Below are 14,833 nucleotides of genomic sequence, written 5' to 3'. Positions count from 1 at the left end.
ATGTCCGACTTGGCAGAAACAGCAGTAAGCCTCTATTTGGTCCCTACTCCAATAGGAAATCTTCAGGATATTACCTTTCGGGCAATTGATATTCTGAAGTCAGTGGACGTGATCTTGGCAGAAGATACGCGGACTACAGGAAAGCTTCTCAAGCATTTTGAAATCCAGCGACCGCTTCAAAGCTACCATATTTTCAATGAGCACAAAACCGTAGAAAAGCTCATTGACCGACTTAAAAGAGGAGAGACGATGGCCTTGGTCAGTGATGCCGGAACACCTGGTATTTCAGATCCTGGTTTTTTGCTCGTAAGAGCCGCCAATGAGGCCGGCTTGACAGTCAACTGTTTACCTGGAGCGACAGCTTTCGTCCCGGCATTGGTCAATTCAGGCCTGCCCAATGACCGCTTTACTTTTGAGGGTTTTCTTCCTCACAAAAAGGGAAGAAAAACCAGAATAGAAAACCTCAAAGATGAAGGCCGAACCATGATATTTTATGAATCTCCGCATCGGCTGATGAAAACCCTGGAGCAGTTTGCAGAAGCCTTTGGGCCTGAACGTATGGCAAGTGTCTCCAGAGAGCTGACAAAACTTTATGAAGAAAATGTCAGAGGAACTCTAGAAGAACTGATTGCCTATTATCAAGAAAATCCGATTAAAGGAGAAATTGTCTTGGTAGTTCAGGGCAAATAAAAGCCCCTCAACCTTTCATTAATCAAAAAATCAAATTAAAAATGATAGAATTATCCAACATTCTTAAGCAAACAATTGATACAGCCAAAACTGCCGGTGCATTTATCCGTCAGGAATCCAAAACCTTTGATAGGAACAAAATAGAGTCAAAGGGATTGAATGACCTGGTATCTTATGTGGACAAAGAAGCCGAAAAGATAATCGTCAGCCAATTGAGAGAAATTTTGCCGGAAGCTGATTTTATAGCTGAAGAAGGCACTGCAGGTCAAAGTGGAAAGGACTATACCTGGATCATAGATCCTTTGGATGGTACCACCAATTTTATTCATGGTATTCCGATTTTTGCAGTAAGTATAGGGCTCAAATACAAAGACGAAATTGTATTGGGAGTAGTCTATGAAGTCAATTTTGATGAATGCTTTTACGCCAGTAAAGGAAACGGAGCCTATCTAAACGAGAAAAAAATTCAAGTCAGCAAACCTAAAACACTTTCCGAAAGCTTAGTAGTAACGGGGTTCCCTTATTCGGCATTCAGTAAGATTGATAATTACCTGAAAATTTTGCGAAGCCTTATGGAAACCTGCCATGGATTAAGAAGAATGGGTAGTGCTGCTACTGATCTATGCTATGTGGCATGTGGAAGATCTGAAGGATTTTTCGAATACGACCTCAAGCCTTACGATGTGGCCGCAGGTGTAATTATCCTACAAGAGGCAGGAGGAAAAGTCACAGATTTTGAAGGTGACAATGACTATTTGTTTGGAAAAACAATCTTGGCAAGTAATTCGCATGTACATACAGAACTTATGGGCGAAATCCAAAAAGTCTGGTAATCCAAAACGCAAGACTCTTTAGAGGGATTTTCGTTTAAAATTAAAAACTCATTGGTGTCATGAAAAAAAAACTGTTGATAGCGGGTGCCGTATTTCTCTTAATTCTAGGGATCCTGATAGCACTCCCATTTATTTTCAAAGATAAAATAGCTGAAAGAATTGACAGAGAAATACAGGCATCAGTCAATGCACAGGTCTATTATGACTTCAACAATATCAGCCTGAGTATTTTCCGAAGGTTCCCCCATATTTCCGCTACCGTGAGGGAGTTTGGCATTATTGGTAATCCTCCATTCCAAAATGATACCTTGATCCATGTAAACCAACTTCAGGTAGATTTCAACCTCAGAAGTGTTCTCTTCGATGAATATCCAACACTGACAGGAATGCATTTGAACGGAGGAAGCTTATATGTAAAAGTACTTGAGGACGGCACCGCCAACTACGACATCACCTATCCTACCGAAGAAGCACCTACAGAGAGTAACTTTAAAATGGCTGTAGATATTCTGGAAGTCAATGATCTTGATTTGATCTATAATGACCATAAGCTTGATTTTTTTATGGCTTTAGGCCAAATCGATATAGAAGGAAGGGGAGACTTTACCCTTGATGTCTACGATCTTCCTATGAAGATGGAAGCATATATTGCCGATGTTTCTTATGAAGGAACCAATTACTTGAAAAGCAAGCGGTTCAAAGGAGAAACTGTACTCAATGTTGATTTGGAACAGTTTAAATTTACCCTTGGAGATGGTAGCTTTACCTTGAATGATTTTCTTTTTGATCTTCAAGGATATATCGCATTGCCAGAAGATGATATAGAAATGGACCTGTCTTTTGAGGGTAAAAACAACTCCTTCAAAAGTGTCCTTTCTTTGGTTCCCGGTATTTATACAGATAGTTTTGAAAATCTCCGTACATCTGGAAACATGGACTTTAGAGGCTTCATGAAAGGAATCTATAATGAAAGCAGTTTCCCTACCTTTGATATTTCCCTTAAAGTAGAAGATGGTATGTTTCAATACCCCGATCTTCCAAGACCTGTCAGCGATATCAATGTAGACATGCAGATTGCCAATGCTACAAATAACTTGGACAATACCACTATAAACATCCCAACCTTCAACATGAATTTTGGTAGCAATCCTATTTCCGGAAGGTTTTCACTGGCCAATCTTGTAGATTACACCATGGATGGTGCATTGAGGGGCAAATTGAATTTGGAAGAACTTACTTCAATTTTTCCGGTAGAAGGCATTACACTGAAGGGTATTTTAGATGTAGATGCAACTGCAAAAGGCAGGTATGATTCAGCAGCTCAGATTATCCCTAGTATTGATACCAAACTCAACCTAAGCAATGGTTTTGTAAAAAGTGAGGATTACCCTGCTCCCATTGAAAAATTAAACTTCATTGCCAGCATCATTAACCCAAGTGGCCAAATGGATGATTTCGTGGTAGATCTTACCCAATTTGGGTTCGAATTGGAAGACGAGCAGGTCTCCGGTAATCTTAGAATTCAGGATTTTTCAAAACTTAATTGGGATGGAGCTCTGATGGGATCGGTGGATTTAGGTAAAATATTGGCCATCTTCCCTATGGAAGATATCATCATGGAAGGTAAGCTAAAAGCTGACCTTCAAACCAAAGGGTCCTATGCTGATGTAGAAGCTAGCCGATACAACCGCATAGATATGCGTGGTGAGATGGATCTGATGGATTTCTATTTCAATTCAACAGATCTACCTCAAGGAGTACGGATCAACAATTCCTCTGTAGAGTTCTCGCCACAAAGAATCAATTTGAAATCTTTTGATTCCAGGTTAGGTAAAAGCCCACTTCAAGCAAGTGGTTTTTTATCTAATTATCTGGATTATTTCTTAAAAGAAAATGAAGTATTGAATGGACAGCTCAACTTAAACTCCAGTAGATTTGATATCAATGAATGGATGACCGCTGACGCTTCAGACACCACGGAATTGAGTGTAATCGCATTCCCCACAAATATTGACTTCAACCTCGCTGTCAATATGGATGAGGTTCTTTATGACAACCTGAGTTTAAAAAATGTAAGGGGTAATCTCAGCATCAAGGATGGAATTCTTCAATTCAGAGATGCCGCAATGAGCACTCTTGGAGGACAAGTAAGTATGAATGGAAGTTATGATCCAAGAAACATCACCGAGCCTCTTTTTGATTTCAACTTGGATATATCAAGCTTGAGTATTCCAAGAGCATTTGAAGCATTTAATACTGTGAAAGCATTTGCTCCAATAGCCCAGCATTTGACTGGAAATTTCAATACGAAGTTGAATTTCTCCGGAAAGCTAGGACCGGATATGATGCCAATTCTTTCAACCTTGGATGGGAAAGGTTTACTCAGAGTAGCAGAAGCGGCCTATCAAAACCCTCAGCTTTTACAGGCAGTTTCTCAGGTTACCAGATTAAATGAATCCAATAGCCTTCAGATGAGAAACATCAGTATCCCAATTGAAATTGATAATGGCGTAATGGATGTAAGACCATTTGATGTAAGACTTTGGGATTATCAGGCAAATATTCAGGGAAGTACATCCTTCGATGGAGGGATAAACTACCTGATTAATATGGAAGTTCCAGCTGGAAAATTTGGCTCTATGGCCAACAAATTGCTTTCCACAATTACAGGAACACAAGCCAGTGAATCCACTATTATACCTGTATCCTTAAATCTTGGAGGTACTTACAATAATCCAAGAGTTTCACTTGCAGGAGGAAACAGCATAGAAAACCTGTTGTCCAATGCGCTGCGCTCAAGAGTAAGTCAAGAAAGAGAAAATATCCAGGAACAAGCTACGCAACAATTCAAAGCTGCAGAGGACAGTATTAGAAGAGAAGTAAGGTCAAAGGCAGAAACTATGCAGGATAGTGTCAAAAGAGAAGCTGAAAGGAAAGCTTCAGAGACCAAAGACAGGGCAGTAGATGAAGCTAAAAATGTACTTCGGAATGTATTGCGCCCAAGAAATACCACCAAACCAGATACAACCAGCATTCGCTGATCAAGCCAATACAAAATACCAAACAGATAGAGTCAAGAAAGATAAAGGTATCCCTACTCCAACGAGTAAGGATGCCAGCTTGGGCTCTAAATCATGAGAAATAGCAATGATAGATCCTGTAATCATGGGTGCCATGGCTGTTTCAATAACTGATACTTTTAGGAGAAGTCCATCTAATCTGAAAATACCCGTGTACAAAACATATACAACCAACGGAATAAGCAACAGCTTGTACCCCAAACCCAACCAAAGGTATGGAGAACCAACTGCCTTCAAATTAACTTTAACCTGAAGTCCTACAGCCACAAGAGCAACTGGAGTGAGTGTGGCAGCAATAAATTCAAAAACCGGTATTGCTGCTGAGGGAATTTCCAAATCCAGCACATTCATCAGCATAGCAATGATGAAGAAAGAAAAAGGAGGAAACGTAAGTATTTTTTTGGAGATATCACGCTTTCTCTTTTTGCCTTCACTGTATATCGAGGCAACGATTACTGCAATACTGCTCACGATGATAAAGGATCCTGCTTGATCGATCAGCAGGGCAATTTTTACAGCTTCCTCTCCATATAAGGCTCTGACAATCGGAAAACCTACAAAAGAAGTATTGGCCAGGCCTGAAACTATGATAAGACAACCTGTAAGTGAGTCCTTCCATTCCAGCTTTTTCCCCAAGAAACCAAATATAGCCCATGACAAAGCAAAGCTCATCCAAGCTGTCGCTATTGGCAATACAAGGTCAAGCTTCAAATCAACTTCTGGAAGGTATTTTAAAGCCAATACAGGCAGGACTACATAAATTAAGTAATTGTTGAGATAGGTAGCTAGATTGGCAGGTATAGCTTTTACCTTTTGCAGGAATATCCCTAAAACCAAAAAAACTACAATAAGGATAATATTAAGCATAGAGAAAGAAGGGCAAAAACTTGAATATTTTTTGAAAATCTATTTCCCAAAATTAACACAAGGGTAATTTATATTTAACCAAAGCCCAATTAAAATAGGTTTCATTTGTAAAAGGATAAACAAAGCTGACCATGACAAAACTTATACCCTTAATGATCAAAGGCCAAAAGGTCATTCAACTTTCCCAGCTTACCATAGACCAGGCAAATGACTTGAGAAGTTGGTTGCCGGCAGATAGCCTACAAAAGCTGGAATTTCAGGGAATGGAGCTCAATGATTGTGTTCCGTTTGAAACTTATAACTATTGGTTTAGAACATTTCACATTCAATCCTTAGAATATCATACCATTCTAGACTTTTAGCGAAGCCCATAATACTTCCTTTTCTCCGAAAAATACCTTTCCAAATCAGGATAATAATGGCTTTCGGCTTCAGGGATTCCGGATAAGGTGAGCTCAGCATTTCCAAGTGCTCCTTTTTGATCTATCTCCATAGTTTCAATCAAAAAAATTAACTCTTGAAGACTTAGAATTAGCCGGGATTTATCCGGATTTAGCTTGATATCATTTCCGTAAAAATCAATCGCCTCAAAATTAAATTCACCGTCTATCACATTTGCGTAAATATTAATTTCCTCACCCCACTGACTTTCAGGATAAAAAAGTTTTGCTATCAGAGAGGAAGGTCCTGTGCCGTCAAAATAGGTCTCCGGCCTGTAATCGTAATTTATCATAGAGGAAAATTACTTATAAAAAGCCTGATAAATTATTTTTAGCCATATCTAAATATAAGTTTTGCCATAATAAAAAAATAAAAAAGGCAAGTCTAACTTAACAATCTTTATTATCTTCGTGTTCTAAATGCGAAATTCGCTCAAATGAGAATCTGGAGAAAAATTGTTCCCTTCATCAGCCACATGAGCTTAGCCCTAATGCTAAGTATCCTGACTAATGGAGTACTTTTTTTCCACTCCCATGAACTCGAAAACGGCAAGATTATCACCCACGCACACCCAGTGCTGTTTGATATTACCGATGAAGACGCTTCAGACCACGGGCATACCGAGATGGAGTTGATCATTTTGGACCTGATTGCTCATGGAGAGTACTTTGCATTTCATTTTGAAGTAGCTATTCCTCAAGCACCTGAATTGAATGAAAGTAAAGCTTCTTCATTTGTTTCCCATGATTTTTTTCAAACTACATCTCTTGGCTTTGATCATCGGGGTCCCCCAATCTTTTCTTAAATAGCAGCCTTTTATTTCAAGGCCATATTTCTTTTATTCTTTAATATTTTAAAATTCATATTACCATGAGATCACTATTCGTGGCTATATCCTTCCTGTTTTCAGTAGGAGTGATTGCCGCTCAAGATATTTCCCTTTCAGGAAAAGTGGTGGACAAAGATTCCAAAACTCCACTTCCTGGCGTTTCAGTTTTTATACCAGAATTAAACAGAGGCGTAGTAACAGACCTAAACGGTAACTTTAACTTAAGTTCACTGCCCGAAAAAAATATAACCATCCAAATTTCTTTTATTGGCTATGCCACAGAGGTCAAAACACTCAATCCAAGTAGAGTGGGTAGTCTGACTGTAGAACTGGAAGAGAGCACCACATCCATAGATGAAGTGGTTGTTTCGGGGGCATATGTAATGAGCAAGGAAAGCTCCCCCATCAATATTGAAAAAATCAATAAAAATGAAATTCTGAAAATGCCTGCTCCAAATCTGATGACAGCATTGACAAGAACTCCAGGAGTCAGTGAGATATCGTTGGGACCTGGTATCAGCAAGCCCGTGATCAGGGGCCTATCATTTAGCAGGGTCTTGTCGGTTTACCAAGGAGCTCGATTTGAAAACCAACAGTGGGGAGCAGATCATGGGCTTGGGATGACAGAAACAGGCATTGCAGATATTGAAATGATTAAGGGCCCTGCATCCATCATCTATGGTTCTGGAGCAATGGCCGGAGTGGTCAATCTTATAGAGGACAGAGATGCTTCCGCAGGAGAAATCAACGGTGATGTGAACCTCAGAGGGTTCAGCAACTCCCTAGGTGGCAGAGCTGAAGCTGGAGCTAAAGGAGCAAGTGAAAACGGTTTTGTCTGGTCATTGAGAGCAGCTACAGAATCCCATGCTGATTACCTGGACGGTGATGGAAATACAGTGGGAAATACCCGCTTCAATACACAAAATATCAAAGCAGGAGTTGGGCTCAAAAAAGATTGGGGCGATACCCGCATCAGATACACCTACCTACAACAAAATCTTGGCATCCTTGAAGAAGATGAAATGGATGAGCTGGTAACTACAAGAAATGACCGCTCCATGCAGCTGCCATTTCAAGATGTCAGGGATCACTTTTTAAATTCAGAAACTAATATATACCTAGGAGATGACAGGTTGAAAGCGACATTCGGATACCATATCAACCAAAGAAAAGAAATTGAAGATGATTTTGATGAAGTTGATTTGGGACTAAATCAAAGCAATTTCATGTACGACCTGAAGTATTTCAAGTCCTTAACCGAGCATACAGAGCTGATTTTTGGAGTTCAGGGTTTTTACCTGACCAATACCAACATGGATGAAGCCGAGGAAATTCTTATCCCTGATGCAACCAAAGATGACCGTTCCGCATATGCTTTGGTCAATTACAACAAAGACAAATGGGTACTTCAAGGGGGACTGAGATATGATTGGAGAAAAGTGGTTGCTGATGCTAACGCTCCCAACCTTATAGATTACGGTTTTATTCTTCCCGGAGAGCCTGCTGACAGAAGACTGGAAAGGACTTTTGATGGGGTCACCACCAGTGCCGGTGCTACTTTCAGGCCCAGTACCAACTGGAGATTCAGATTGAATATTGCCCAAGGCTTTAGGGCCCCTGATCTCGCCGAATTATTCTCAAACGGACCGCACCCAGGTACTAGCCGGTTTGAAAGAGGTGATGCCAGCTTCGAAAGAGAACAAAACTTACAAACTGATTTCGGTGTCAGGTATAGCAGAAATGGCTTTAGTATTTCAGGAGAAGTTTTTTACAACCATATCAACAATTATATCTTCTTCTCTCCAACAGATGAAATGATGGGAGATCTTACTGTATGGGAATTTGAACAGGCCGACGCAAGGTTGTATGGTGGTGAATTGGAATTTCAATACCAGCCAACCGGTGCCAAGTGGATGAATTTCCATTCCGGGTACAGCATGGTAATAGGTCAAAGACGCTCTGACTGGAGCTTCCTGCCTTATATTCCTGCTTTCAGATGGACCCAGGGTGTGGATTTCAGGTTGAAAAACTTCGCCGGAATCCAGAGACCCTACATCAGCCTTTTGGGTACAGCTGTATTTGACCAAAACAGAGCCGCTCCTCTTGAAGAAGCTACTCCAGGATATTACCTGTTGGGATTGAATGTAGGTGGAAATGTACAGGTAGGAAATAATACGCTAGATGTATATGTAAGCGGTACCAACTTATTGAACCAAACTTATCTGGATCACATGTCACTCTTCAGACCATTTGGCATCAATCAAATCGGGAGGAATGTGGCTTTGAATGTGAGGATACCGTTTTAAAGAATCAATCTGATGTTTTTACAATATTCGGTCAACATCCAATTAAACTTATTTGCATCAATATAGGATATTAATCGATATTGGATACTGATGGATATTGCTGTAAATGTCAAGGAAAATAGATATCTATCCTGGCTGCTGGCAGTCAGGTATCAACTTAATACCTAGTAAATATCTTTGCGACATAATCCCAAGGAAATACAACCTTCAATACACTAAAAAGCCCTTTTGATTGATCAAAAGGGCTTTTTTATTTTCCAACATTTCCAAAGTAGATAGATTATTGACAGAAGGAGTCAAAGCAGTGTACTAAGTTTTGGAAAAGTGTTTCTCATCACCGTCGGTCAGACAATTTTGCGATAAGCCATATTTTTGAAAGTAATTTTTATTTTTTTCGGTTAAATTGTTTTTTACAATAATCCAAAAACCAAATGCAGCCATTCTATAGGCTATTCATCTTTTTATTATCGGCTTATATTGTATGCTCCTGCAGTTCAGATGAAGAAAAGCCTGAATATACACTGCGCTTTGGGCACATCGTCAATGAAGACAACACTTGGCATAAAGCAGCCATTAAATTTAAAGAAGAAGTAGAGAAAAAATCCTTTGGCCGTATCGAGGTCAAAATATATCCCAACGAACAGCTTGGAAAGGAAATGGACATGATCACCGGTATCCTCAGCGGTTCGGTTGACCTTCTGATAACTGCCGAATCTTTGGAAAACTGGAGCTTGCCATTGGCAATTTTTTGTGCCACCCCTTATGCCATCCGTGATTCCGAACATCTCAGAAAAGTAGCCGGTGGACCCATTGGGAAAGAAATAGAAAAGCATATTGAAGATGTGGCAGGGCTCAAACCCATAGCTTGGTTTGAAAGAGGAGCCAGAAACCTTACTACAAATGTTCCCATAACTCATCCGAACGACCTCAATAACCTGATCATCCGCGTACCAAATGTCTCTTTATTTGTCAGCACCTGGAGTGCGATGGGTGCCAAACCTACACCGATGGCATTCTCTGAGATCTTCACCGCTTTACAGCAATCAACCATTCATGGTCAGGAAAACCCTTTTTCCCATATCAGAAATGCCGGGCTCTATGAGGTTCAGAAATACGTAAATCTGACCGAACATGTGAAAGGCTGGGCTTATGTGGTCTTGGGGAAAAAACAATTTGATAAACTGCCAGAAGAACTTCAGAAAGTTGTCCTGGAGGCTGCAGAAATGATGCAGGAATATGAGCATGGTCTTTTCCTAGAACAGGAAGGGTTGGATCGGGAATACCTTCAGGCCAAGGGAATGCAATTTGTCGAAGTGGACAAAGAGGCCTTCCAAAGTTTTGCCAGCAAAGCAGTGGAGCGCAACTTCAATGCCCAACAAAAGGAAATGTACAAAAGAATCCAAGCCATAAAATGAAATCAAAATTCAGCTTAGAGCAGGTATTGGGCATGGCTGTCGTAGGCACATTTATGCTGATGATGCTAAGTGTTTGTATCCAGGTTTTTTCCCGATATGCCTTACCATGGTCGCCATCGTGGACAGAAGAGCTGGCCAGATTTTGTTTTATCTACATGGTAAGCTTAGGAGCTGGATTGGCCATCAAGGATAAAAGCTATGTAAGAGTTGGGCTGATTTTTGACAGGTTGGGGCCAAAATCCAGAATCCGATTGGAAATTTTGATACTCTCTTGCATTGGTCTTTTGATGAGTTTTATGATGTATTTCAGTATCCCGCTTATCCACATTGTAACCCTTCAACAATCCGCGTCTATGAAACTTAATATGGGTCTGGTCTATTTATCTATGTTGGCGATGAGCTCATTGACATTGTGGTATGTGATCAGGGAAATCTTTATCAATAGCAAAATCTTAAAGCTAAAAGCATGATACTATTGCTGTTTATAGTTTTTATTTTATTGCTATTGATTGGTGTTCCAATTGCTTTTGCTCTGGGCTTATCTTCATTTGTTTACCTGATTTTTTCTGATTTGCCTTTGATTGTCATTCCTCAAAAAATGTATGCAGGTATAGATGTATTTGTCTTGCTGGCCATACCGGGATTTATCCTTGCCGGTAACCTGATGAATGCCAGTGGCATTACAGGCAGAATCATCAATTTCTGCAATGCAATCCTTGGGCATGTCAGGGGTGGTCTTGGATTGGCCAATGTAGGAGCCTCCATGCTTTTTGGAGGAATATCAGGTACAGCCATAGCAGATACCGCAAGTATAGGGGCGGTTATGATACCTGCTATGGAAAAAGAAGGGTACGACAAAGAGTTTTCCTGTGCAGTGACTGCCAGTTCCTCCACTTTGGGACCGATCATTCCTCCGAGTTTGCCCATGATCATAGCGGCTACTTTGACCGGGCTTTCAGTAGGAAAATTATTTGTAGCCGGAATCATTCCGGGGATTTTGCTTGGTGTTGGCCTAATGGGAATTACATATGTGATTTCGGCCAAAAGAAACTACCCCAAAAAGAAAAGGGTGAGTACCATACAGATGGCCAAGAGTTTTTATCAGGCATTTTGGGCAATTATGATGACCGTGTTGATTCTGTTTGGAATTATTGGAGGTGTCTTCACTCCTACAGAAGCCTCTATTGCTGCAGTTGTATATGCTATGGTGATCGGACTGTTTGTCTACCGAGAACTGAAACTTACAATGATCCCCCGCATTATCTTGGAGTCTGCCAAAACTACCGCTTCCCTAATGGTCTTGGTGGGTTTTGCCAATCTTTTTGCCTGGATCATGACTGTGGAAGAAATCCCCCAAATGATTGCCAACGGCCTATTGGGAATCACCGAAAACAAATTCATGATCCTCTTTCTGATCAATCTGCTTTTACTCTTTGTTGGGGCCTTTATGGAAACCATTGCAGCGCTTTTGATATTATTTCCGGTGTTGTTGGGCGTGGTCATGCATGTGGGTGTGGATCCGATACAGTTTGCCATCATCATGGTAGTCAATTTAGTAATCGGACTGACTACTCCCCCAGTTGGGATCTGTCTCTTTGTGGCTTCCAGCATAGGAAAAATTTCTTTGGAAAAAATCAGCAGGGCAGGCCTGCCCTTTCTTTTGATAAGTTTACTCGTGTTGTTTTTAGTCACCTATGTGCCAGAGATATCACTTTACTTACCGGGTTTGTTTTATGACTGATTTACCATGAAAAATGAAAGTAAAAATTACGATTTTCATGGTAAAATGAAATCAAGAAACAGAGAAATTAAAACAGTCAAGTCATAGAGCATCAGTAGTTTAACTCCATCCTTACAAAGCCCAACTCATCATCGACATTCACGTAATACCAGATTTTACCTTCTTTGACAAAAGGATAACTTGGAGGTTCTTGCAATTGAGGGATCAGGGATTCACCTAAAATATTGAAATTTTCATCCAACACCGTAAAGTAAACCTTGGAGATTGGTTTTTCTTCTTCCTCATCAAAAGGTGGCTTATTGGAAATTTCACCCGGGTTGGTTTCATATGAAAACCTGTAATATCGTTTTGAAGAAGGATCCCAGATCGGTTCTCTGAAATTGATTTCTGCACGGATATCGGCCATCACTTCTTTGAACCGCTTTTCAGAATCAACCTCCTTGGGGTAGTCTCCTTTTTTCGCCTTGGCTGTTAATTTGGGTTCATAATCGACTTGATATATGCTGTCTTTTTCAGTATCAAAAATAAAAAGCGCAGCATAAGCTGAGTTGGAGAGAATGATTTTATTACCGACCCTTTGAAGTGATTTATCAGAAGTAGAAACCATAATCATTTGGTCTGACTTCAACATCACTGAATAATCTTTCAAACTTTCAATGCCTGGCAAATCAAATTTTTTGACAACCATCTCTTCAAAATTAACTTTACTAAAAGATTGCTTTTCATTCATCCAATTGCCCATCAAGCCATAAATTATATTACCATCTTGAGAGATGAGGGACTTACGGTTGAAACTTTCTCCTTCCATTAAAGTATCTCCCTCAAAATTTTCCTTATCCAATTTGTAAGTCTTGAGTTTCTTTCCTTTCATATCAAAAAGACCCATGCCCTGGAAGTTGGCAATCAGAATCCTTTCATTATCCAAAATAGTCATCCATGTTACGTATGAGCCAACACCATCAGGCCCTTCTTTTTCAAATTTAATTTTTTCTACCAATCGCAAATCATTGATACTGACCTTGTCCATAGTGGATTCATCCATATTCCAGAGATAAAGCACCTCTTTGTCATCAGTCATTACACTAGACCAAAGCCCATTCTTAAGATTCATTATCTCCTCTCCAGGATCTACAACCACTGTATCCATGGTAAAAGTGATATTGGAAAAGTCAGTTCCGGTTTCAGTTTCATTTCCACCTCCACATGCAAAGATGAGAGAGGAAAATAAGGCTATTGCATAGTTTTTCATAAAAGAGCAGATTAGAACATCAATGTAATCACTAATTGTTTAATATAGAAAAAATCAATGTGATAATTAGTTAATAAATATAGTTCAAGGCTTGACCTCTCTCCCTCAGTAAAAGGGGAAGCAAAAATTAATGGAGAAATCATCAATCAAAAGTCATTCTCACAAAACCAAGCTCATCATCCACATTCACGTAATACCAAATTTTACCATCTTTTACAAAAGCAAAGGTAGGCACACTACCCAAGTGGCTTAGATCGGATTCGCCGAGAAGATTGAAATCTTCATCCAATACGCTCAAAAACAATTTGGATAAAGGTTTTTGTTCAGCTGATTGAAATAAGGGCCAATTATTATTTTCCATAGGGCTTGTCTCGAAGGAAAACCTATAATATCTTTTGTTTTGTTCATCCCAAATCGGTGGCTGGAAGTTGATTTCCGCATATATGTCCTGGATGACTTCCCTCAGGCGCTTCTCTGAATCAACATCTGAAGGATAGTTGCCTTTCTTAGCTTTTGCAGATAGTTGAGGAGAATAGTCCACATGATAAACACTGTCATTTTTCAAATCCAGAACATATAGATCAGTATAGCCTGAGCTGGATAGAACCAGCCTATCTCCAAACTTTCGAACATTTTTTATAGAAGTAATAATGGTGGACATATTTTCAGTATTTCCATTCACCACATACTCAGGCAATACATCTTCACCAGGCAAGTCTATTTTTTTTATAATTTTGGCTTCAAAATCTACCTTGGACAATGTTCCTTTTGGGCTCCTCCATGGATTTCCCAACAAACCGTAAACCACATCTCTGCCTTCCAAAGCAAAAGATTTGTTGTGAAAACTTTCTCCTTCTAACAAAACGTCTCCTTCAAATTTACCCTGCTCTAACTTTAGCTCCGATAACTTATTACTATTAAGATCAAATTTCCCTATTCCCTGATGATTGGCAAGGAGAATTTGATTATCATCTGTCAAACTCATCCAATTAACATATGAACCGACACCATTTGGACCTTCTTTCTCAAATTTAACTTTTTCGATAAGTTTCAAACCATCAATATCAATGATGTCTAAAGTAGAGACCTGATTGTCCCATAGATATAGCTTAGAGTTATCTGAATTCATTGTACTGGACCACAAGCCGCCTCTTAAGTTGATAATTTCCTCTCCCGGGTCGACTATCACAGTATCCATACTGAATGTTATGTTAGAAAAGTCAGCTTTTGTTTCGGTTTTATTTTCACCGCAGGAAAACAATAATAGTCCAAGTGCAATAAGAAGAAAATTTTTCATTTCTATCAGGATTAAACCCCAATCTAATTACTAAAAAATTAATTTCAAAAATTAAAAACTAATTATTTTTAAACAAGCAGTTAAC

The 14,833-nt window shown here is 39.6% G+C and carries 13 protein-coding genes; 9 read left to right on the top strand and 4 right to left on the bottom strand.

Annotated elements, in window-relative coordinates:
* Genes rsmI through A33Q_RS19410 form a run of 3 tightly spaced genes read left to right on the top strand, consistent with a single transcriptional unit; the run spans position 1 to position 4,564 of the window.
* A complete protein-coding gene (rsmI, locus tag A33Q_RS19420) occupies positions 1–690 on the top strand; it encodes a 16S rRNA (cytidine(1402)-2'-O)-methyltransferase (protein WP_009033007.1) in 690 nt (229 codons plus the stop codon).
* Between the two features lie 41 nt (positions 691–731).
* The gene (locus A33Q_RS19415; protein ID WP_009033008.1) at positions 732–1,523 is read left to right on the top strand and encodes an inositol monophosphatase family protein; all 792 of its coding nucleotides are present in this window, start codon (positions 732–734) and stop codon (positions 1,521–1,523) included.
* 59 nt (positions 1,524–1,582) lie between these two features.
* A complete protein-coding gene (locus A33Q_RS19410; protein WP_009033009.1) occupies positions 1,583–4,564 on the top strand; it encodes an AsmA-like C-terminal region-containing protein in 2,982 nt (993 codons plus the stop codon).
* On the opposite strand, the gene A33Q_RS19405 is transcribed toward A33Q_RS19410, so the two are convergent.
* Positions 4,565–5,470 (bottom strand): AEC family transporter, encoded by a 906-nt coding sequence (locus A33Q_RS19405; protein ID WP_009033010.1) that lies wholly within the window; start codon positions 5,468–5,470, stop codon positions 4,565–4,567. It lies immediately after the preceding gene.
* Between the two features lie 131 nt (positions 5,471–5,601).
* Between A33Q_RS19405 and A33Q_RS19400 the strand changes: the two genes are divergently transcribed.
* Positions 5,602–5,832, top strand: a complete 231-nt coding sequence (locus A33Q_RS19400; protein ID WP_040490720.1) for a hypothetical protein — start codon at positions 5,602–5,604, stop codon at positions 5,830–5,832.
* Here the strand turns inward: A33Q_RS19400 and A33Q_RS19395 are convergent.
* The gene (locus A33Q_RS19395) at positions 5,829–6,203 is read right to left on the bottom strand and encodes a hypothetical protein (protein ID WP_009033012.1); all 375 of its coding nucleotides are present in this window, start codon (positions 6,201–6,203) and stop codon (positions 5,829–5,831) included. The two genes, A33Q_RS19400 and A33Q_RS19395, sit on opposite strands and share 4 nt — an antisense overlap.
* A 144-nt stretch (positions 6,204–6,347) precedes the next feature.
* Between A33Q_RS19395 and A33Q_RS19390 the strand changes: the two genes are divergently transcribed.
* The 5 genes from A33Q_RS19390 (at position 6,348) to A33Q_RS19370 (ending at position 12,202) form a co-directional block, all read left to right on the top strand.
* Positions 6,348–6,716 carry a hypothetical protein gene (locus tag A33Q_RS19390; RefSeq protein WP_009033013.1) on the top strand — a complete coding sequence of 123 codons (369 nt, stop codon included), beginning with the start codon at positions 6,348–6,350 and terminating at the stop codon, positions 6,714–6,716.
* Between the two features lie 65 nt (positions 6,717–6,781).
* Positions 6,782–9,046 carry a TonB-dependent receptor gene (locus tag A33Q_RS19385; RefSeq protein WP_009033014.1) on the top strand — a complete coding sequence of 755 codons (2,265 nt, stop codon included), beginning with the start codon at positions 6,782–6,784 and terminating at the stop codon, positions 9,044–9,046.
* Between the two features lie 431 nt (positions 9,047–9,477).
* The gene (locus A33Q_RS19380) at positions 9,478–10,461 is read left to right on the top strand and encodes a TRAP transporter substrate-binding protein (RefSeq protein WP_009033015.1); all 984 of its coding nucleotides are present in this window, start codon (positions 9,478–9,480) and stop codon (positions 10,459–10,461) included.
* Complete coding sequence (locus A33Q_RS19375; RefSeq protein ID WP_009033016.1) at positions 10,458–10,931, top strand: TRAP transporter small permease; 474 nt, start codon at positions 10,458–10,460, stop codon at positions 10,929–10,931. The genes A33Q_RS19380 and A33Q_RS19375 overlap by 4 nt, the downstream gene beginning before the upstream one ends.
* Positions 10,928–12,202 carry a TRAP transporter large permease gene (locus A33Q_RS19370; RefSeq protein WP_009033017.1) on the top strand — a complete coding sequence of 425 codons (1,275 nt, stop codon included), beginning with the start codon at positions 10,928–10,930 and terminating at the stop codon, positions 12,200–12,202. Before A33Q_RS19375 ends, A33Q_RS19370 begins: the two co-directional genes overlap by 4 nt.
* Before the next feature lie 91 nt (positions 12,203–12,293).
* Here A33Q_RS19370 and A33Q_RS19365 read toward each other — a convergent pair whose 3' ends face one another.
* Both A33Q_RS19365 and A33Q_RS19360 read right to left on the bottom strand, forming a co-directional pair.
* Positions 12,294–13,451: a DUF4221 family protein gene (locus tag A33Q_RS19365; RefSeq protein WP_009033018.1), complete on the bottom strand. Its 1,158-nt coding sequence runs from the start codon at positions 13,449–13,451 to the stop codon at positions 12,294–12,296.
* A 142-nt stretch (positions 13,452–13,593) separates the two neighbouring features.
* Positions 13,594–14,748, bottom strand: a complete 1,155-nt coding sequence (locus A33Q_RS19360) for a DUF4221 family protein (protein WP_009033019.1) — start codon at positions 14,746–14,748, stop codon at positions 13,594–13,596.
* Positions 14,749–14,833 lie beyond the last annotated feature (85 nt).

The sequence above is a fragment of the Indibacter alkaliphilus LW1 genome (assembly GCF_000295935.2).
In the GTDB taxonomy this organism is placed as follows: domain Bacteria; phylum Bacteroidota; class Bacteroidia; order Cytophagales; family Cyclobacteriaceae; genus Indibacter; species Indibacter alkaliphilus.
Note: the sequence above shows the minus strand (reverse complement) of the source record. Positions and strands in the feature narration are given on the sequence as shown.